16 protein-coding genes and 1 pseudogene are annotated in these 20,121 nt (G+C 62.6%); 5 read left to right on the forward strand and 12 right to left on the reverse strand.

Annotated elements, in window-relative coordinates; translation table 11 throughout:
* Window positions 1-1,261: 1,261 nt before the first annotated feature.
* A complete protein-coding gene (locus QHF85_RS47395) occupies window positions 1,262-1,489 on the forward strand; it encodes a hypothetical protein (RefSeq protein ID WP_281334146.1) in 228 nt (75 codons plus the stop codon).
* Between the two features lie 43 nt (window positions 1,490-1,532).
* Window positions 1,533-2,558: a hypothetical protein gene (locus QHF85_RS47400; protein WP_281334147.1), complete on the forward strand. Its 1,026-nt coding sequence runs from the start codon at window positions 1,533-1,535 to the stop codon at window positions 2,556-2,558.
* 230 nt (window positions 2,559-2,788) lie between these two features.
* On the opposite strand, the gene QHF85_RS47405 is transcribed toward QHF85_RS47400, so the two are convergent.
* From QHF85_RS47405 to QHF85_RS47420, 4 genes are all read right to left on the reverse strand, one after another.
* Window positions 2,789-3,184: a hypothetical protein gene (locus QHF85_RS47405; RefSeq protein ID WP_281334148.1), complete on the reverse strand. Its 396-nt coding sequence runs from the start codon at window positions 3,182-3,184 to the stop codon at window positions 2,789-2,791.
* On the reverse strand, window positions 3,178-3,981 hold the full coding sequence (locus tag QHF85_RS47410; RefSeq protein ID WP_281334149.1) for a HEPN/Toprim-associated domain-containing protein: 804 nt from the start codon (window positions 3,979-3,981) through the stop codon (window positions 3,178-3,180). Before QHF85_RS47410 ends, QHF85_RS47405 begins: the two co-directional genes overlap by 7 nt.
* Entirely contained in the window at window positions 3,982-4,665 is a 684-nt protein-coding gene (locus QHF85_RS47415) for a hypothetical protein (RefSeq protein ID WP_281334150.1), read from the reverse strand.
* Window positions 4,666-4,889: 224 nt separating this feature from the next.
* A complete protein-coding gene (locus tag QHF85_RS47420) occupies window positions 4,890-6,650 on the reverse strand; it encodes a caspase family protein (RefSeq protein WP_281334151.1) in 1,761 nt (586 codons plus the stop codon).
* A gap of 452 nt (window positions 6,651-7,102) precedes the next feature.
* On the opposite strand from QHF85_RS47420, the gene QHF85_RS47425 reads away from it, so the two are divergent.
* The 3 genes from QHF85_RS47425 to QHF85_RS47435 all read left to right on the forward strand — a co-directional run bounded on the left by QHF85_RS47425 (window position 7,103) and on the right by QHF85_RS47435 (window position 12,357).
* Entirely contained in the window at window positions 7,103-8,101 is a 999-nt protein-coding gene (locus QHF85_RS47425; protein WP_281334152.1) for a hypothetical protein, read from the forward strand.
* Between the two features lie 418 nt (window positions 8,102-8,519).
* A complete protein-coding gene (locus QHF85_RS47430; protein ID WP_281334153.1) occupies window positions 8,520-9,488 on the forward strand; it encodes a site-specific integrase in 969 nt (322 codons plus the stop codon).
* 739 nt (window positions 9,489-10,227) lie between these two features.
* Window positions 10,228-12,357, forward strand: coding sequence for a DUF2169 domain-containing protein (locus QHF85_RS47435; protein ID WP_281334154.1), 2,130 nt, complete (start codon window positions 10,228-10,230; stop codon window positions 12,355-12,357).
* Between the two features lie 123 nt (window positions 12,358-12,480).
* Here QHF85_RS47435 and QHF85_RS47440 read toward each other — a convergent pair whose 3' ends face one another.
* The 8 genes and pseudogenes from QHF85_RS47440 to QHF85_RS47475 all read right to left on the reverse strand — a co-directional run.
* Window positions 12,481-12,888 (reverse strand): hypothetical protein, encoded by a 408-nt coding sequence (locus tag QHF85_RS47440; protein WP_281334155.1) that lies wholly within the window; start codon window positions 12,886-12,888, stop codon window positions 12,481-12,483.
* 16 nt (window positions 12,889-12,904) lie between these two features.
* On the reverse strand, window positions 12,905-14,323 hold the full coding sequence (locus QHF85_RS47445) for a hypothetical protein (RefSeq protein ID WP_281334156.1): 1,419 nt from the start codon (window positions 14,321-14,323) through the stop codon (window positions 12,905-12,907).
* An 83-nt stretch (window positions 14,324-14,406) separates the two neighbouring features.
* The gene (locus QHF85_RS47450) at window positions 14,407-14,751 is read right to left on the reverse strand and encodes a PAAR-like domain-containing protein (protein ID WP_281334157.1); all 345 of its coding nucleotides are present in this window, start codon (window positions 14,749-14,751) and stop codon (window positions 14,407-14,409) included.
* A 33-nt stretch (window positions 14,752-14,784) separates the two neighbouring features.
* Complete coding sequence (locus tag QHF85_RS47455; RefSeq protein ID WP_281334158.1) at window positions 14,785-15,834, reverse strand: DUF2169 domain-containing protein; 1,050 nt, start codon at window positions 15,832-15,834, stop codon at window positions 14,785-14,787.
* A gap of 3 nt (window positions 15,835-15,837) precedes the next feature.
* Complete coding sequence (gene tssI, locus QHF85_RS47460) at window positions 15,838-18,075, reverse strand: type VI secretion system tip protein TssI/VgrG (RefSeq protein WP_281334159.1); 2,238 nt, start codon at window positions 18,073-18,075, stop codon at window positions 15,838-15,840.
* Between the two features lie 1,015 nt (window positions 18,076-19,090).
* Complete coding sequence (locus QHF85_RS47465; protein WP_281334160.1) at window positions 19,091-19,414, reverse strand: helix-turn-helix transcriptional regulator; 324 nt, start codon at window positions 19,412-19,414, stop codon at window positions 19,091-19,093.
* Between the two features lie 17 nt (window positions 19,415-19,431).
* Window positions 19,432-19,776 (reverse strand): hypothetical protein, encoded by a 345-nt coding sequence (locus QHF85_RS47470; protein ID WP_281334161.1) that lies wholly within the window; start codon window positions 19,774-19,776, stop codon window positions 19,432-19,434.
* 152 nt (window positions 19,777-19,928) lie between these two features.
* Window positions 19,929-20,121 (reverse strand): annotated as a pseudogene (locus QHF85_RS47475) (IS5/IS1182 family transposase); the annotation flags it as partial.

A 20,121-nucleotide genomic window follows, 5' to 3' on the forward strand; every position in this document is an offset into this window, starting at 1 on the left:
AGCAGAAGAAGAAGGCGGGACTGCTCAGCGGGAGCGTCTCTCCCGCGAAGTGAGACCTGGAGTCGATGCGCAGGGAGGGGGTCAGTTTTACTGTCGTTAGGGGGTCAGAAGTTACTGTCGCTTGACACCTTGCTCGAGGGAGGCGCGCGGCATGATTTGTTGTCCGTCGGCAAGGTCGCTCAGGACCGATCCAGCATTCAAGTAGCCACATCCGGTCATGTCAGGTTCTTTGTGCTACAACCTCTCGATCCGATCTGGAGAGTCGCTCCCTCCAGACGGTAGGGAGGCCAGCACCGCATCCCTCGGATTTGATGCTACCAAGGGTTTTCCATTCTGGACCTTCGTCAACGACGTGCTGTTCGTTTCGCGAAACGACTCCCTCGGAGACAGCCTGAACGCCGACCCTTTTTACGTCACGCGTGCGTCATGTGCCGCGCGCGAAGATTCTTTGCATGGATCGTCGAGCGCGAGATCGTCGTCCAGGCGGCTGGATTTCGAGCGTGTTCAGTGTTTCGATTGAAGAACTGTGCAGTTGACCCCGGTCGAACCTCGCTCGTCCGAGCGTGACGAGGGGCCGGATCGTGTCCGCGTGAGCGTGCAGGACGGAAATGGGACATGGCCCCAGCGTGAGCCTTTCCGCGGAAAGCCGCGGGTTTTCCGAGGCCCGTCCGAGAAACGCCCCCAGCCGGAGCCGCGGCGAGCCGAGGAGGGCAGCTCGGGAAGCGTCTCGTGGGGTGGCTCGAGCTCGTCCGCGTCGAGCTGCGCGACGAGCGCGGCGTGATTCGGGGCCTCTGGTGTACGAAATCGCACTGCGGTGGTCCTCCCGGCAGGGGACGCCGCGTCTTCGAGCGGTCCGTTTTCCGAGCCAAAGAAGTAGACTTCGAGTGCTCCCGAGATTTGGGCCTTCATTTCAAGGGGTTGGTCCCGAGGACTTCCGAGAAATCAGCCGAGGATTTGCTCGACCGCGGACCCGGTAGGACGAGCTTTCGTGAGGTCTCCGCGAGAGGGCTTCGAAGAGCATGCGAAATGTGGATCGATTTCTCGGCGGTCCTCGGATCACCACGCGGCGAAATAAGGGGGGCTTTCAGGATCTCCTATCGAAGCTCGGAAATGCGAACTCCGGTGGCAACTTAATGATTTTATTCGCGAAATGGCTTGAAAGTCGGCGCTGACATCCCGTACATTCCGGGCACCGACGTAGGGGAGGGGCGCTCGCCGAGAGTTCGAGCCCCCTTGCGCGCGCGTCGAGGAGGGTATCGGCATGTCTGCAAAGCAGAAGGAGGCCGAGCGCGGGGGCGTGCCGTGGGTGTCGCTCGACCGGGCGGCGGCGCATCTCGGGCTCAACGCGGCGCAGCTCCGCAAGACGCTCGAGCGCCGCGCCACGCGCGCGGCCGACGGCGGGACCGAGGCGATGGTCGACGGCGTGCGCGGGCGCAAATTCGGGCGCCTGTGGCGCGTGAGGTTCTCGGAGGCGTGGGGGGCGCCGTGAGCGTCTCGATTGGAATGAGGGAAGGACGGAAAGGAGGTGGGCCGTGGCGTTGCGTAAGGTGATGCGGCGAGAGAAGCCGCGGGTGTTCATCGATATCCGGTTCCGGAAGAAGGACGGGACTCGCGGGCGGCTGCGCAAGGACGCCCAGGTCCAGACGCTCGTGGCGGCGCGCGCGGAGGAGAAGCGATACCAGCTCGCCATTGCGCAGCACGGCGAGCCTTACGTCGCGTCGGGGGATGGGGCGGCGCAGGTGTTGCGTTCGGGAAAGTCGTTCGCCGAGGTGGTCGGCGAGTTCAAGTCGACGTTCATGATCACCGAGCTGAAGGTGACGTCGCGCAAGGGGTACGAGGGGGTGCTCGACGCGACGCTGGTTCCGAGGTTCGGCGGACGTGGGGTGGACGAGGTGGACGGCGTCGCGGCCGGGGAGCTCGACCTCGAGCTGTCGAAGCGCGAGCTGTCGCAGTCGACGCGGAACAATACGCAGATCGTGCTCCGGTCGGTGCTGCGATTCGCGAAGGCGCGGGGGTACATCGCGCGGGTGCCCGAGGGGTTGCCGCGGCTCAAGTCGATCGGGCAGTGCATTCTGGAGATTCCGACCGACGAGGAGGTCGACCGGATCCTCGCGGCGGCGAGCGCGTCGCAGCGGTTGGCGTTCGGGTTGATGGCGTATGCCGGGCTGCGGCCGAATGAGGTGCGGGGGCTACGGCGGCGGGATGTGCGATTGCGGTGGGAGGGAGAGGCGGTCGCCGGCGGGTTCGTGAGCGTGCGGGAGGGGCGGTCGTTCGGGGAGACGCATACGCCGAAGACGGGGCAGCGGGAGGTGCCGGTGACGCCGGAGCTCGGGAGGTTGCTCGCGCCGGTGGAGGCGGGGGCGCGAGAGGAGCTCGTGGCGATGACGGCGCGGGGGAAGCCGTGGGGGGCAGTCAGGGTTGGTGCAGGCGTTCGAGAGGGTGAGGGATCGGGTGGGGTTGGAGGGGTGGTCGGTGTATTGCCTGCGGCATTATGCGATTACGTCGTGGTTACGGGTTGGGGTGCCGGTGCATGTGGTGCAGAGGATGGCGGGGCATAAGAATTTGGCGACGACGCAGCGGTATGTGCATCATCTGAAGGAGGATTTGGAGGAGGCGGGGAGGAGGCGGGGAGGAGGCGGGGAGGAGGCGGGGAGGAGGATGGCAAGAGGCAGAAGAACGTTCTAAAGCTTCAGGCATGGCGCCATCGGAGCCCGCTCCGTGCATCCGTCCAGGTCGGAATAGGCTTCGAGTCCCGAAGGGGAGGAAGGATGGATAATGCGCTTGAAGTTTAGGTGCCTTCTCCCGTACAAGCAGCTACGAGGTGAATCCAGAGGCGGTCAAGCTTGCGATAGTCATATTCCGCCCGTCGCTTCGCGGCTTCAATGAATCTGCGTGTGTACGATTCCTTATCGAGTAGTTCTCCCTGGTAGGCGTCCAGCTCGGAATTGTAGCTTGTCCAGCGAACCGTCGGCTCAATGCCACCGGGCGACGCGAGGTCCAAGAACCACTCGATAGACACGGCCTTTCCATTGATGTCCTCCCTAAGTGCGCCCGATGGCCCAAGCGTACGTCCGTCTTTACATTCGAGCAGGCTGGGTAGCAGCGCCACGTGCATGCGGGGAGGCAGGCTCAGCTTCTTAATCTTCTGGTATGCCTCCCTGCCTGCGGTGTCGTTGTCTAACACGACCAGAATCCGATTCTGGATACGAATCCGCGCCAGCCCTTGGCAGAAGCGATATAGGCTGCCGGTGCCGGTGAACGGATAATTTCCGACATGTCGACAAAATCGAAGAAGTCAGCTATGTCCGGCGCGACGACTGGTAGTGAATGACGAAGGATAGCGCCATCGGACGATCCCTCCGTTACGACTAGGCAGGACTCCGTACGAGGAATGCCTTCGTATAGCGAATCCTCTTCGGCCCAACCACCGTCTACCACGTCGGCGATCCGCCAGACAACATCCTGGTCCAAGTTTTGCGGATTCTCTGCCAGCAATCGGAGTATGATGTACGGATCAATGTTTTCGAAAAACGTACCCTCGTCACTACGAAGAGACCCCAAGAGATGCTCGGTCTTGGTAAACTCAGGGTCATTCATGATCGCATTGGAAGCGTATTCGCCGAGGTCGTAGTCTCCTTCTTCCGGAATGGCGACGGCCCCGACGTTTACGTTCTTGAGCACGTTTGCGAACTGGGCGTACGATAAGATTGGCGCGGGGTAGTAGCTCGGTACGTCTGATACTGCCTCATCGTAGCGTCGCTGGCAATCTTGTAGAGTGAAGCCTAGCATTTCGAGTCGTCTAACGACCGATCGAAGCGGACGAACGAACGCCCGCTTCTGCTCCGTTACTCCCTCGGCATAATAGTAGGTGGCGAGCTTGACGTCACCCGGTAGAAAGAGAGCGGAGTGGTTCCGAAAAAAATCGTTCTTTCCCCAGTCGAGCTCAAGGGAAGCAAGCCCCAGACTAATCAACGAACCCATTTATTTTATCCAATCTTTGTCAGCGCCTCGCCGGGCAGCAACATTATGTTGAGGGCGGCGTGAGCTACTCGCTGGGGTTGGACGGGCGGACCATGCGAGCCTCGCGCCCTGAAGAGGGCCCGTTGTCACGGCTAGCGGCAACACCCCCGGCTGATCCGGATCGTCCACCCGTGCCGTACGGGTCTCCAGCAGGAGATGCAGGTAGCCCTCGGTTCCGCCGGGCGGGGTGACCTCGAACCCGAGCGGCGTCCAGTAGTCGATGTCGCGCTGGGAGCCATACGGGAGGATGGCGACGGTGCAGCCCTGCGCCAGCGTGTCGCAGAGCCGGCGCACGAGGGCGAGGTCGATGTTGCGGCCCTCGTACGCGGGGTCGATGACGAGCTCGCTGATGTAGAGGGCGTCGTTGCCGCCGCCCTCCAGGTATTCGTCCTTGGGCCAGTCGTTCTCGAAGAAGATGTCGTGGAGCGCCTCGAGCTCGCCGCTGTCGGCGTCGAGCACGTCGAGGAGGGGGACGTTGAGGTCGAGGGCGCTGCTGATGTGGATGCGGGCGACGCGCGCGTAGCCGATGCGGGCGGGGTTGGGGGCGTCGTCATCGGGGATGATGTCGATGGAGAACCAGGTGACGAGGCCGGAGGAGGCGTTGGGCTCGCTGAGGGGGATGTCGGCGGAGACGTGCATGCGCATGAGGACCTCCCGGGGATCGGTGGGGATGCTTGTGCACGGGTTTGTCCGCGGGGTCAAGGGCACGGGTAGGGGGTGTGCGAAGCGTTGGCCTCGATGCGCGAGCTTCCGGCGCTTTCGGGCAACGAACGAGCCGGATCAGCGAGGTCTGAGCCTTGGGCCAGTCGTTCTCGAATCGGCGTCGAGCACGTCGAGGAGAGGGACGGGGGCGCAAGGGAGTTGTCTCGTTACATCCAATGCGAGTTATTAAGAACTCGTTCCCGGTAAGCCTTTGCAACCTCTTTGAACCGCTCAATCGACCCGCCGAATAAGCCAAACCGGATAACAGGCCAGGCGGGTCCTTCGCGCTCTGCTTCTGCAATCATTGCGTTGAATGGCCCACCGCCGGCCCTATGTTTCCAGCCGAACCTGCCGGGAGGGCCCCATACAGACTTCTCGCCCCTCGAGCGGATATCGGCGTAGGTCAATGCGTAGAGCATTTCGAATCGGTCGAAGAGTGCCTCGTAGCTACGGCCAAGAAAAAGCAAATCCTCAAGACGGGGCTGGATGGCTTTGAAGATATATTCACTCTGGGGAACGTACTGCCGCTCGTGGCCGGGAAGTAGCCCGAATGCCTTGTCACTTCTGATGTCGCTCATGCCATCGACGGTGGCAACAATCGCCTCTGTAGGACTGCTTCCATTGCCGATTCCTACATTAAGTGGCGTTGTGAGCAGCCGCGAGAATGTGAAATAATTATGTGCGGCCAAAGCTGCAATGCCCCCAACGTACATCAGTAGCATCATCGGATACCATCGTAGGCCGAGCCAGACCACCAAGCCGCCGCGGGACTCATTATTGTCCGCCATGCGAGCAATTATCTTCTCGATCAGCGAATGGTGGTCCTGGGTGCCCCAGTGTGATAGAAGAACGGTTAGGGTGCACAGGCGACCAATCGCGTCCTCATACCGCCTCAATCGCTCTCCGAATTGATTCGAGCCAAAGCCACCCCCTCCCCCGGCCACTGGAAACACCTCGTCGCGGGTCTCATACATTGCGCCACGGATTTCCGAGGAAACGAGGTCGTGGAGCCGAACGCGATGTCGGGGCTCTGAGAGATAGTCTTTTGCTATTTCAACGAATGGCTGGTCCTGTGACGTATTCGACGACGCGTCGGGAACTGGAGGAACCTGAATGAGAGTGTCCGTGTCGACATTCTCGCTTAAGCTTAGAGCGCTCAAGTTCGGTGCACAGAAGATGAAGTCGCCGTCTCCGTCAAGAAATCCGTAGTGAGGTGAATGCACAGAGTTTGCGTCCTGGGCGACTCGGTTGTATACATAGGCCATGACGGCATTCGCTGAGATCACGCCTTCCGGACTGGCTGCACGACCTTCAAGCGCGTCCAGTAGGTGACCGGTAAACATAGAATGCCCGGCACGAGGCCCTCCTGCGTCCAAGACAGGCTCATCCTCCTTGCCGGCCGTTAAGACTTGTCGGCAGTATCGCTGAAGCATGTCCTTCAAAAACCTCGCAGTTCCAGGCCGAAGCGCCCGGGTTACTGCGAGTCCGCCATAGCAGGCGTCCATAAAGAAAATAACATGCTTTGCGCTCATCAGTTCGGCATTCCGTGTAAGCTCGTCCCAGCGAAGAAGCGTACTCAGGTCGTCCGGATCGCCGTCCGCAGGAATAAGGTACCCCACTTCTCCGCGACGCGCAGGCCTCGTGTAGCCATGTCCGGCGAAGAATATTACAATTCTATCGTCTGACGAAATGTCATCATGCGTAAAGCGAAGAAAAGCAGACCTTATAGCAGCGCTCGACGCGTCGCCGTCGACAAGTAGAGAAACGTTGGCATCGGGAAACTCGAAGTTCGACTTGAGCACACGCGCAATGGCTTCTGCATCCTGACGTGCGCACGACAGCGGGGAGACATGAGAGTACGCATTGATCCCGATGACCAGGGCGTAGCTATTGGAGTATCGGGGTTGGTACACGAGGTCTTTCGCCATCTCAAACTCCGTTGGATCGTGCGGTTGTCAACTTTCTGGTAGAGAACCTTGCGTTAATGTGTTTTGTCAAGCGCAGCGCCTCATCCACAGGGCCTCTGAGAGGTAGCGCCGCGCGCCAACCCACGCCACAGTGTGCGTGTGCGTTCAAATACAGTTCGGGGCATCTGTGCTGTGGCCGCTTGCGAAACGAGAGAAGCTGAGGTAACACCGCATGTTGTTCGCCAAAAACCATTCCGGGGGTTCACCGCATGAGTTCTGGGAAGAAGAAGACACCGCATCGTTCCGATCAGCGAAACCCGGCTTCTCCCGGTACAAGATCGCCCGCTCGAACACGGACAGCAAAGAAGAGCGTTCGACGTGGCGAGAATGAGATCAATGTCGCTCCTATAAGGGAACCTCGGCCACAACCAAAACCAACACTTCCACCTGATGAACAAGAGAAGAGTTGAATCGTGGAAGCTGCGATACTCACCTTCTTGGGCGCCTTGTTTGCGTTGCTAGTAAACAAGACCGCCGAGCGAGTTTGGGGACGGAGGAATGATGCGGCAGAACTTGCGCGCGATTGCCTGACGGACCTTCTCGGCATGCTTACAAGCATAGAGCAGACGATTGAGTCTGTTTCTGGCACGTCTACCCCGACAGAGTACAACAAGCTACTTGACTCACCGAGTGGATGGGACCTCCTCCCGCCGTCGATCAAGCTTGATAAGCTTCTAGGGATCTTTGACCAGGAAGACATTCACCGCTTGGCCATCTTATTCCATGAACGATATGGCCACTTTGTTCTTCGGTCGAAGCAGCACGAAGATGCCTACTATTGGCTTCTAGACCACGATGATGAGGAGTGGACGAGGCCGAAGGCAAGGGAGCGGCTGGGACGGCTGAAGGTTACGCGCAGCGAGATGTTGGTGTCTGCTCAGGATATGATGCGATTCGGATACGATCTTGCTGTGCGATTGCATGATTATTCTACCACTAAGTTTGCCGTACCCATCTTCGCGCGACCATCGCTGCCCGACTTCATTCGTAGGAATTATGGTATCGATGGAGATGGTTTGCGATTGAGGAAGGCTTATTACGGTATGTTGGGGGTCCAGAGGCCATTTTCTGACCGGTACGAGTATTGTCGCGTTGTCTGGTGCGATGAAGTAGCTAGACGTTTCGCTCGAGGGGCTTACTTGGAGTTGCGTGTAGGTGGCAGCGAAAGTGTGCTGGTGGAAGCGAACGAAACGTTCGCGCTCCCGGTCGGTTCTACCGTGGCGGTGGTTGGGTTTCAAACGTCTAATGCATCGGTTCAACTATCTGGGATGACGGTTCGTGTCGACCAGTTGAAAAAGTATGATTATGAATCCAGGAGGCTGGATCTGGATCCAGGCGACGCCTCCAGGGTGATGCAGGCAGTCGGGCTTGTGGGGGCAAGCGGTGGGGGTCTTCCTCAACTGGCGTCGTGAGAATCTGGGGAAAATGCGACTGGGGTCGGGCCCGCTGCCGGACGGGTTTCAATGCTGCTACCATGACCTTCTCGCAGTTCGGCTGGGATGACCGGGAAAGGACCCGATCATGCCAATCCGAAAAATCAACCGCCGCGGGGAAACCCGGCTGTTCATTGACATCCGCTATAAGACGAAAGACGGACAGCGGGCAAGGTACCGCAAGGATGCCCAGGTCCAGACGCTCCCCGGCGCTCGTGCCGAGGAGAAACGCGTCCTCCTGAACCTCGCCCGTTTCGGCACCCCATACGCGCCCGAGGACGAGGTTACCGCGCCGCCGGCAACATCCCCCGCCGGCTCCCCTCCCACCCCGTCCACCACCCCCGCCGTCCCCACGAAGACCTTCTCCGAAGTCGTCAGCGAATACCGCTCCACCTTCATGCTGACCGACCTCAAGGTCACCACCCGCCGAGGCTACGCGCTCGTCCTCGACCGCCACCTCCTCCCGACCTTCGGCGAGCTCTCGCTCGCCCAAGTCGACGGAGCCGCGGCCGCCGAGCTCGACCTCGCGCTCTCCAAGGAGGACCGCGCCCGCGCCACACGAAACAACGTGCAGATCGTCCTCAGATCCGTGCTGCGTTTCGCGACGAACCGCGGCTACCTCGCGGGCTTGCCCCCCGCGTTGCCTCGGCTCAAAGCCCCGGAGAAGAGCATCCTCGAAATCCCCTCCGAAAGGGACATCGACACGATTCTCGCCTCCGCGGTCCGCTCCCAGCGCCTCGCCTTTGCGCTCATGGCGTACGCCGGCCTTCGCCCCAACGAAGTCCGCGCGTTACGTCGACGCGACGTGCTCCTTCCCGGGACAAACGGCGAGGCGCAAGGCGGCTTCCTCAGCGTGCGCGAAGGCTGCTCCTACGGCGAAACGCACACGCCGAAGACGGGGCAACGCGAGATTCCCATCACGGCCCCGCTCGCGCGGCTCCTCGAGCACGTGGAGCACGGGCCGAAGGATGGGCGCGTCGCGCTCAACCAGCAGGGCAAGCCGTGGGGGCAGTACGGGCTGACGCAAGCCTTCGAGCGCGTGCGCGACCGCGCCGAGCTCGGAGGGTGGAGCGTGTACGGGCTGCGGCACTACGCGATCACATCGTGGTTGAGGGCCGGCGTGCCGGTGCACGTGGTCCAGCGCATGGCGGGGCACAAGCACCTGTCGACGACGCAGCGCTACGTGCACCACCTGAAGGAAGACCTCGCCGAGGCCGCCCGGAGGATCGCGAAGGCGACCGAGGGGCGGGGCAACAGCGGGGCAACGGAGTCCGGCGAGCCGGAGCAGGGGCGGGGCAGCCGACGGGGCGATGGTGGGGCATCGCACGGTCCGCGACCGGTCAAGGGGCGAGCCCGGAAGGGGTGACCGTCACCACAGAGCCGCTCGCGACCCGCCGGGGTCGAGGAGAGGACCCTGGGGGGTTGGGGCAACAGTGGGGCAACGCGTTTCCAGACGGCCCCGGGGCAACGGGAGCGGGATGCGCTAACCCCGCGGAATCATTGGCACCCCCGGCAGGAATCGGACCTGCGACCTTCGGTTTAGGAAACCGCTGCCGGGGATTCGGGAACCCTCTCGCCAAGGTACGAGAACGATTGTAGAAACAGCATCGTTCCAGGCACTTTCGCGATGGTGAAGGGGTTCTTCGGAGTGCCCGGGAGTGGACGCGAGGAGACAGGATGGCAGCCTCGCCGTGGTAACGCTCTGGTAACGCGAACGAGCGGGCTCGTCTTGAGCCTTGAGGCGACCAAGCGCCGGAGCCTCGGAGCGCGGGAGACGCTTCCTCCGTGCAACGGCTCCGACCCCTCCTCGCGACGCGGTGGCAGCGGTGGCGGCGAAGCGTCCGATCCTCGTGCGCGTGGACGGGAAGCTGTGGGTGGCGGGTTTGCCGGACGGTCATGGGTGGGCGCGCGACGCTCGTGCCGAGTGACCAACGTCGGCGTATCGAATTGGGGTTGGAGTCGCGTAGGCGGGAGGGCCACACGCCCTCTCCACTCTCCAGCGTTGTTGCGATAGACTGGCAATTGTGAAGGCCCGTTCGTTCTGTCCGCTCTCCGTCTCCTCGTTCGTCTTGCAACCTCGGCCCGGCGCGTTCGCGCTCGCAGTCGTGTGCAAGGCGACGTTCTGGCTGCAACCTGGCACGTCCCCGCTCGCGGAGCAGCAAGAGGCCCCCTTCGACGTGGACCTTCCTTGGCCAGACGGTGCGTATGGGAGCCTCCGTTTCTCCACCGATCGTGTGCCGTTCAAGCGGCACGCGGAGGTGCTCGTGGGTGGACATGTATACGCACCGCGCGGCCAGCCGACGACGTCCCTCGTCGCTCGATTGTCCGTGGGCCCGCTGAATAAGGCGATCGAGGTGCACGGGGATCGGGTGTGGGTGCCGGATGGCAGGCTCTCGGAAGCCGCGTACTTCCTGAAAATGCCGATTCGCTGGGAACGAGCGGCGGGGGGACCGGGTACGTGGAATCCAGGGGGCATCCCCGCAAATCCGCCGCCAGATGCACGGGGGGTTCGACCGGTTCCCAATCTCATGCCCGTAGGTTATGTGCTGCGCGCGGCCGCTCAGGTGATGCCTCCGGTAGGGTTCGGACCGGTTGCACCAGGCTGGCCGGAGCGCACGGCCAAGCTTCGCCGGCATGTCGCAACATGGCGGCAGGACACGTGGGCATCCGAGCCGCTGCCGGCGGACATGGACGCCGGCTTTTTCAATGCGGCTCCATCGGATCAGCAACTCGCGCAGCTCGGCGTCGGAGAGCAGATCCTCCTCGAGCACCTGCATCCGGAGTATCCGCAGCTCGTAACGAAGCTCGCCACGGTGACTCCGCAGGCACTCGCGCAGAGGCCTGGGGGCGCTGCCGAGGAGATCCGGCTGCGATGTGACACGATGTGGATCGACACGGATCGGGGGACGTGCGCGCTCGTCTGGCGGGGAATCCTCGGATTGAAGGATCCGATGGAGGACGGGGCCGTGCTCGTGACGTGTGATCATCCGGGGGGGAACCAGGACGACGGGACGAGGACCCGCCTCGCCCCGGCGACGCCCATGAGCGAGCGCAAGCGCGCCACTATGCCCTTTCAGAGCGCACGTCGGACCTTGCATTTACCTCCGACGCCGGTGGGAACGACCAAAGGGACCTCCGCCGGTTCGTCCGCGCCTATCCAGACGGAGACAGGGACCTGGACCACGTTCCCTGGGAACAGGCTGGCAGCGACGACGCCATTGCCATTCGATCCTGCGTCGGCACCGATTCGACTGACAGAAGACGATTTCGAGCCTGAAGAGATCGACGAGGTCGAGGAGATTTGCGAAGTCGAAGAGATTGGCAAGATCGCCGCGGATCGTGAGGACGAAGCAGGAACGACGCTCATAGCCCCGCTCAGGGCACCGGGCGAAACGCCGCCTGCGTTGCCTTTTCTGGAGCTGTCCCCGGGTGTGATTTCGGCATTGGCGACCGGAGCGAGCGAGGGGAACCATTCGTCGATACGGCTCACCGATTTCGGAACGGGAACGCTGACGCCGTGGCACTCGCCAGGCCCGGCTCCCGCATCTGCGCTACCGTTCGCGTCGCCGCATCGGGAGCCACCCGTCGCTCCGGAGCATGTGAAGGAATCCGCCACGCTACCGCCATCCCTGGCGAAAGCGCCGGAACTTCCGGCGCCACCGGTCATGCTGAGGACGCCGGAGACGCCTCCGATGATCGGTCCGCTGGCGACGCCGGAGATGATCGCGGGGCCGAATGCGCAGGCATCGAAGCCGACGAGCGGGGAGGTGGCGAATGAGTCGCCCGCGGAGGGCCCGACCAAGGCGCCGACTCCGGTGGTGAAGGATATTCCGCTGGAGCAATGTGCGGCAATAAGCGCGTCGATGGAGCGGCGCGCGCAGGAGCGGGAAAAGATCCTGGAGGAGAACGAGCTGTCCGCGGAGGCTTGGGCCGCGGCGGCGCAGCGCTGGGAAGAGGCAATCGACGAGGAGATCGAACGCGGGGGGATGGACCTGCTGAAGAGGTTCGATGCGGCGTATGTCGCGCAGCTCGAGAAGGAGCGTGGGGTGATTCAGCCGGAGGAGTATGCGCGGCTCCAGGTGGCCGCGGAGCGGGGGACGACGGAGAAGGTGCTCGCGGAGCTGGGGATCCCGGAGGAGGCGGAGCTGCGGCTGGAGAGGGTGTGGTTGGAGCGGGTGATGGAGGATCCGGGCGTGGGGAAGAGGGTGCAGATATTGGGGAGTGGGTGCAGGTGAAGAGCTAAAGTCAGGAGGGCCCTTCAGCGACATCCCGTTCGTGCGCAGATCGCCACACCAGGCAGGCAACACACCCTCGGGCGAGTTCAGCGAGCCTTGTAGGAGTCGCGTGGCATGGGAAGCTCATCGCACATCCAGTCCCATAGCCGCTCCATACACCTCTATTCCGTCTGCCAGTCCGCTCTTTAACCGTTTCATTACTCGCTGTACAGGCCAGAAACGGGTTCCGTCCGGTAGCAAAACCTCGATATTGATTTCAGCCCGCGGATCCGTGTCATCACCTCTCCATTGCCCCTGCTTGGAACGACGGATCACCTCCCCTACGTATGCGCCGATTGCAAACATGCGTGGGCCTAGATTGGCAGACAGAAGTCCTCCCGGCAAGGGCACACCATTGCTGCTGTTCTCTTCGAAAAAACGGTCGACTTCTGACAGGCTCTGAGGCGAGAAGTCAGCATTGTATCCCGAACTCCGGAGTGCAGTAGCAACCCAGTTAGCCGCTTCGATAGCGTCCCGTACAATGTTGCTCATGCGGTACCTGTATGTGTCAGGGGTACGGCTTCACACGAAGCTCAATTCCGTATTCACGAGCATAATTGGCGAGATCTTTCAACTTCTGTCCTGCCAGTTCGATACCACCAGGCTGAACCCGCAAGTCAAGAATTTTAGACACGTTCCCGGAAGCCAGATTGCTAGGTGGTGTGAAGTCTGCCAGCGTTCGGATATCACCTCGCAGCTTAGAATACCACGAGTTTAGCTGCGTATCGGCCGTCTTGAGGCTCACGATCTGATTGTCCTTGGCAAAGTCGACAACCGGATAGTTTTTGGCGGAGCTATACCCAGGCAATTCGTCCGTGTGAATCCAGTCATCGTACTCCGTCTTGGCCAAATCCTCCTCGATGAGGCGGCCCCTGTTGACTGGTCCCTCTTTCCACACATCAGCTTTCTTGGTAGCATAGACTCCGTCGCTCGACGCTGCGATATCGTCGGCAGCATTCCTGGCTTCGTCAGCCTTAGTTACTCCCTTCTCAGCCCTGGCCACCTCCTCGGCCCTGGCGAGCCGGGCCGCTTCCGCCTCGGCCTTGGCGAGCTGGCTCAAGTCCTCGGCAACGGCAACGCCCTTGATCCCCCTGGCCGTTCCGGTGACGACCTTGACGAGCCCGCCCACGGGCACGAAGACCGATAGCAGCGCACCGCCTCGTTGCGCCTCGTTGCTCGGCGCCCATAGATCCCCAACCATGCCCCATTGACGGAATTGCGCGACCCTGCTCGCGATCTCGTTTGCCTCCGCAATCCTGCCCTCGTGCGCCAGCCGCAGTGCCTGGCTCTCCTGCAAGTCGGTCAGCATGGACATGCCGGTTTGCTGCTTACTCAGCATCACCGCCAGGTTCCACAGGTCCGAGCTGACCATGTTGACCAGGCCCTTGACGACACCGATGAAGCCATCAATCGGGTTTAGCTCAGCGGCGATCACGCTGCGGACGGCGCCTTTGGTCGCTTCCCAGGCCCGCTGGTACCAGGGGACCTTTTCTTTATCGAGCATCGCCTGGAGCGCCTCGTTGGGCTTCTCGACAGGCGCGGCCGCCGGGGCGCCGGTGGCGGCATCCCCCCCTGGACCTTCTTCGCTGGTGTACAAGTAGCCGATGGTCTTGTTCTCCGTGAACGAGGCGTCTGCCGATGTAGAGTCGCTGCTGGCGGCGTCCTTGCTCTCGGCGGACGATTGCGCCTGCGTGTTTCCTCCTCCGGGTTCCTGCTTGGCTTGTGGGTTGTTCGGGTTGTCCCACCAGTCACCCGGCTTGGTCTTGTCCAGTGACTCATACCCGTCCGACCATTGCGTAGCGAGTCCGTCGGGCTTCTCCTTCAGGCTCCAATCCAGTATTTGATTTTGGCCTTCGAAATGACCTTGTGCCGTGACGAGGTTGGGCGTCTCGAAGTATTGGAACGTTCTGGTCGATGGGTTGGTCATGTACCAACCCTCTCTGAAAGGAGGTCCCATGGCGCTCACCTGCGTCTAGGCATGACCCGGAGGTAACGGGCGGGGTGCCCAGTTCATGCCTTTCCGTTCATCTCGACCGGGTCCATGTGCCTCGCCAGTTTTCGCTTCTCGGCAAAGACCTTGGGCGCGCCGTCGCGCACCTTGATGTGGCCGAACTCCACGGCCACGCCAGACAGCACGCCTTTACCTGCATTGCCGATGACACCCTTGATGATGCTACCAGCCAGCAGCACCGGCTGCCTGCGTACGAAAACCTTGGTGGAGAAAGCCGTCTTCTCGCTGTCGAGCGTCTGGTAGATCTCGAACGGCACTACGGCTTCGCCGACCATGCACATGTCCGGCGAGCTATTGATCGCCAGGTAAATGCCTTCACGATTGGCGACGTGCTTAGAAGCCATGTCGTATCGCCTCCTGAATGGTCCCTCGAAACATCATGATCCCGCGAGATCCTCTACCCGGGTTCCGCGCAGCGCCAGCAGCGATATACCCAGCGATTGTGGTAGGCTCACTCGCCACGTCAGGGACACGATCTCCTGATCGAGATCGATATGTACGGTGTCCAGTGGTAACGGCGCCAGCAGCAGCTTGCCGGAGCGTGTGAGGCAAGCCCCTTCGATGGCAAGGCGTGGCAGCTCGGCGTGAATTGGGCCCGCACGAAAACCTAACAGCCAGAAGGATTCATCACCGCGCAGGTAGGGATCGAAGATCCAGTCGGGGTTCGCACACTGAAAGAACCGTGAATCGAAGTCCGCCGGGTACACCGAGTGCGGACTGGCATCAAAGGCGGCTCGCCACGTGGCATCGTAGGTACCAGCGTACCTGTAGCGGCTCGACCACCATCGCGCCATCGGGCCGAACCCCGCGACTGCGACCGGTTTGTCGATGTGGCGGACTGGCTGATCGACATACTGGATCTGGGGCGCCAAGTAGCGTTCACTGCGTTTCAGTTCGATTGCCTCGTACCACCCACGGCCAGCGGGATTGGGCTTGAATGCCAGCCGTCTGTTTGGATCGTGGCCGCCGTACGCCAGGGCATAGGTCAGCGGTAGCTTTTCCACAGGCTCTGGCTCGCTCAGGTGCCAGTCTTGCGTCATCCGCCACTGCCAGTAGCGCGGGCCCGTCAAGTGGAGCCGCCTTGCGGTCGTACCGGCGCGGGTGCGAAAGCCAAGCTCGCACCACCATTCGGCGCACGGTTGCGCATTTGCTGGGACCGCGTTGCCCGTCAGCAGCACGTCCGTCGCAGGCTTAAAGACAACGGCATCGCCTGCACGCGTGACGACGCTGTACTGCGGGTCATCGGCATTTTCGTAATGATCGGCTAGCACGATCTCCGCCGGCTTGTCGAGCACCTCCAACGGCCCGCTCGCAAGGCGAAGATTCACCTTCACCACGACCACATCGCAAAACTGGTTGTCTGCGCCCAGCTTGCAGAAGGCTAGGTGATTGAAGCCGGTCATGTTTTCGACGGAGCGTAGCAGCATGGTTCAGTCGAGATCGATCCGCTCTGCTTCCACGCCCACGTGCTTCTCGCCCTTGATTGTTATTTCTTTCCCCTCGATCGTAATCTTCCCCGAGCTCTCCATCACAATCTTGGAATCACCGCACTTGATCTCGATCTTCTTCCCGACCGTCACGGTCTTCACGAGGCCCACCATCTCGGACTGCATCAACCCGACCGTCGTGCTCATCGCCCCCCCGACCGTGACTGAGTACATTCCCCCCACCATCACCGACTTCGTCAGCCCCACGTTCTCCGACGACGACTTCCTCACCTTCTCGCTCTTCGCCCCCCCGATCTTCACGCTCTGGCTCTTGCCGATCTTCACGCTCTCGTTCACGCCCACGACGCGCGTGCGGCTCACCCCCACCGTCTCGCGCTCGTTCTTCGCCACGCTCTTCGCGCGATTGTTGCCGATCGTAATGTTCTCGTCGTTTTTGACGACCCTCGTCCGATCCTTCCCGACCGTGACGCTCTCGTTCCTTTTCACGAGCCTCGTCCGGTCGTTGTCCACCGTGACCGTCTCATCGTGCCCGACCAGCTTCACCCGATCGTGTTCGATCGTCACCGACTCGTCATGCTTCACCGTCTCGGTCCGGTCGTGCCCGATCGTGATCGTCTCGTCATGCTTGACGAGCTTCTCCAGGTCCTTCTCCGCCTGGATATAGACTTGCTCGTTCCCCTTCCGGTCCTCGAAGCGAATCTCATTGAACCCGCCCCCGCCCGGCGACGACTCGCTCTTCCACCCGCTCTGCGTCTTGTTCCCCGGCAACCCGTACGGCACCGGCTGCAGGGCCGTATACACCCGCCCCACGATCACCGGCCTGTCCGGATCCCCGCCCAGGAAGTCCACCAGCACCTCCTGCCCGACCCGCGGCAAATTGATCATCCCAAACCCGTGCCCCGCCCACGGATGACTCACCGGCAACCAGCACGAGCTCTTCTCATCCATCCGGCTCTCGCGGTCCCAATGGAAATGCACCCGCACCCGCCCGAACTCGTCCGTATGGATCTCCTCCCCGGGCGGCCCCACCACCGTCGCGCTCTCCATCCCGTTCACCTTCGGCTTCGGCGTCACCACCGGCGGCCGATACGCGACGTCCGCGCTCCGCGCTTCGCACGCTTGCGCATGCTCGCCCCCGGACGTACCCCGCTGACTCGACGCCACCACGAGCCACTTTTTGTCTTCCCCTAACTCCGCCCGCGGATGATCGAGCATGCGCATCACCACGCCCGGCGTCAGATCGAGCGCGTTGGTCTCGAACGTGCACACCTTCGCGTTCGCCCGCTTCGCCTCCAGCCGCTTCTTCGCGAGCGTTTCCCCCTCTTTCTCGTCCGTGCGTGTCTTCCCCTTGTCATCCGCGACCGGCGTCCCATCCCCCCTCTCACTCTCGAACAGGAACGCGCCCGGCATGTAATGGAACCGCTCCAGCCGCCCCTCCGTGTCCACGTCGTGCATCTCCGCGCTCGCGAGTAGCGGGTAGCTCGCGGGCTTTCGGTAATCGACGTCCCGCATCGTGTAGCGCCCCGGCCTCACCTGCTGGCCGATGCGCACCTTCGTCACGTGCTCTTCCGCGGCCTGCAGGGGGTTATCCCGGAACGCGATCTTCTTTGCACGCGGCTCGGCCTGCTGCGGCGCATCCGTCAGAACCAGCCGCGTCTCCTCGTCACCCTGCTCGAAATAGAACGAGATCCCCGCGTCCTCGAGCATCCGACTTATGAACGCATAATCCGACTCTGCATATTGCACTCGATATTTTCGCTTCTTGTACTTCGCCGTCAGCCTGACATCTGACGTGATGTTCCACTCCTTGAGCAGCTTCAGCACGATGTCGGGCTCGGTGATTTGCTGGAACATCCGATGGTTCCGCCGCTGGCTCGCGAGCCACAAGACCGGCACCAGCGCCAGGCGGTACGTCGAGAGCCCGTCGGCCTCCACGGCGGTCTGCTCGATGTGCTTGCAGATCCCCGTCCAGAACCGCTCTGGCGTCCCCTTGTGCAGGTCGTCGCGGATCCCAAACCTGGCCGGTTGACCGACGATCCCCTCGAAGTCGACGTTCGCGTTGTGGCTGACCACGACGAGGGTCAGCTCGAACAGCGCCGACATCCGTTCCTGGACGTCGAACTCCCTGACGTCGAACGCGTCGCCCGATGCGACGTGGAGGGCGAGGTTCTTTGCGCCGATCGTCATCGCTTGCTCCTGGAAGGCGTGCAATGCAGCCAACGTTTGATCGTTTACGTCATGTTGTGCGGCAACGTCAAGGAGTCTGTGGGCGCACACGCAACGACCGGGCTCCCCACATCGCGCAGCGACTCGGACCGCCCCCCAAGCCACCGTGAGCATCACCGAGCTCGCTAGGGAGCACGATGCGCTCGCGGGTGGATTGCGAGCGCGACGTGGCGCCGCGCTCGGGCCGGCGCCGTCGGGCCTGGGCCATCCCGCTCGCGCTGCTTGCCTTCGCAGCGCGAGAGGCGCGTGCACACGTGGGCTCGCTCTGCGGCGCACTGCGCCGGACCTCGGCCCGGGAGGTATCCGGAATGACACGCGGCATCGACGACTGCGCGAACGAGCTCCGGGTCTCCAAGGAGGCTCTGCTCGTACAGCCAGCGGTTTTCCTGCTCCGTAAACCGGACCGAGAAAACCCACCTACCCGAACCCGGGGCGCGCCCTCCTCCCCTTTCGCCCGCCGGTCCCCGCAGCTCGCCGCGACCCCCCGGACCGGTCCCCCGCTCCTCCGCCGGCCCCGGCAACAGCTCCGCCGCGAGCTTCAGGCACGTCTCGACCGTCGCTGCTCCAAGCTCGCGACACTACCGACTCGCTCCGGAGGCGGGATCGAGAACAACCCACCTACCCGCGCAAAGCTTGCCGCCTTCCCTGGTCACGGAGGTCCTCGAGGCTGCGCGTCTGGTCCGAGACGCCGAGCTTCAGTCGAAATTGATGGCAGGCGCGACCACCGCGCAAGAATCCGGGCCGCCGAGCGCGCGTTATCAGCGGGTCAGCATGTCAATCTCGTCCCGCAGCTCGTAGACCTGTGTGGATCAACAATCGGCCAAGACGTGGCTCGAAGCATCGTCGACGTGAGTGGTTGGTGGTGACCCGTTTTTCGCTGGGGGGCACGCAAACGGAGACGACGCCATCTCCTTTCGCGTATCTTGGAGCGGTAAGCTCCCGCGGCGTCCGGCCACGGCCCTCTCGTCCGACGGCGTCGCGCGCCGCGCGAACGGCGACGCACCCCATATCACCCGATCCCGGGGCGCGCCCTCCCCTTCCGCCCGCCGATTCCAGGCCGTCGCCGCGACCCCCCCGCCCCGGATCCCTGCTCTGGCTCCGGCAACAGCTCCGGCAACAGCTCCGCCGCGCTCACCCCCAGCGCCCCCGCGATCCTCAGGCACGTCTCGACCGTGATGTTGACCCGCCCGTGCTCGGTGCTCGACAGGTTCCCCTTCGCGACACCGCTCCTCCTGGCGAGCTGGTCCAGCGACATCCCCTGCTCGAGGCGGATGTCCCGGATGCGCGCGCCGATCTCGACGAGCAGGGGAGACGTGACTTGCCGACGCGGCATGGCCCGGCCCCCACCGCTCAAACCAGCGCCGGGAGGCGGAGCCGTGCCGGAGGGGCCCGGAGCTCGGAGGGGGTGTTGCGGTCGACGTCCCCGTTGGCTGGCAGGAGGTCGATCGTGCCCTCCTCGTCGAGACGACGCAGCGCAGGCATGAGGGTGCCCGAGAAGGATATGTCGCACAGGACGTCCCGGAGGCGACCGATGCTGATGGTGCCGTCCGCGTCCTCGCGCTGACGCGACAGCACGAGGTGCACGAGGCCGTCGGTGTACGCCTCGTCCCCCAGCTGCCGGAGGTCGACGGCATACGTGATGACCTCTCGTGCCGCCCGCTGGTAATGGAGGGGCGCGCGAAGGAGCTCGATCAACAGCAATTCCCACCGCTCATCCCCGAGCATCGTCCTTGCGGACACGTGCGTCTCACGGGGCGAACGATATGGAGGGACAGGAGGGAGAAGGGTCGACAGGGGAGGCTCGCGGAGCGCGTCTAGAGCGCCGAACGGTTCGATCCTCCCAGGAACTACGCGGCGTTGGCCATGTCGCTGCGACGCTGGATTACCTCAAGGTTCAGCATGGCGGCATGGCGTCTCAGGTCGAAGAGATTGTTGCGTAAGCCTCGGTAGCGGGCACGCGGCCCCTGCTTGGATGCAAGATGGGCGAGTCGGTGCTCCACGCCAACGCGTTGCCTGAGGGCTTCGCGCCCTTTGGTCGTC

Source organism: Polyangium sp. 6x1 (assembly GCF_029946515.1).
Taxonomy (GTDB): Bacteria; Myxococcota_A; Polyangia; order Polyangiales; family Polyangiaceae; genus Polyangium.

Bases quoted from the DNA above. Each gene is read 5' to 3' on its own strand.
- QHF85_RS47420 (WP_281334151.1), bottom strand. From the start codon at position 6,650: ATGGCGAAAGACCTCGTGTACCAACCCCGATACTCCAATAGCTACGCC.
- QHF85_RS47410 (WP_281334149.1), bottom strand. From the start codon at position 3,981: ATGGGTTCGTTGATTAGTCTGGGGCTTGCTTCCCTTGAGCTCGACTGG.
- QHF85_RS47465 (WP_281334160.1), bottom strand. From the start codon at position 19,414: ATGCCGCGTCGGCAAGTCACGTCTCCCCTGCTCGTCGAGATCGGCGCG.
- QHF85_RS47415 (WP_281334150.1), bottom strand. From the start codon at position 4,665: ATGCGCATGCACGTCTCCGCCGACATCCCCCTCAGCGAGCCCAACGCC.
- QHF85_RS47395 (WP_281334146.1), top strand. From the start codon at position 1,262: ATGTCTGCAAAGCAGAAGGAGGCCGAGCGCGGGGGCGTGCCGTGGGTG.
- QHF85_RS47455 (WP_281334158.1), bottom strand. From the start codon at position 15,834: ATGCTGCTACGCTCCGTCGAAAACATGACCGGCTTCAATCACCTAGCC.
- QHF85_RS47440 (WP_281334155.1), bottom strand. From the start codon at position 12,888: ATGAGCAACATTGTACGGGACGCTATCGAAGCGGCTAACTGGGTTGCT.
- QHF85_RS47430 (WP_281334153.1), top strand. From the start codon at position 8,520: ATGCTGACCGACCTCAAGGTCACCACCCGCCGAGGCTACGCGCTCGTC.
- QHF85_RS47445 (WP_281334156.1), bottom strand. From the start codon at position 14,323: ATGACCAACCCATCGACCAGAACGTTCCAATACTTCGAGACGCCCAAC.
- QHF85_RS47450 (WP_281334157.1), bottom strand. From the start codon at position 14,751: ATGGCTTCTAAGCACGTCGCCAATCGTGAAGGCATTTACCTGGCGATC.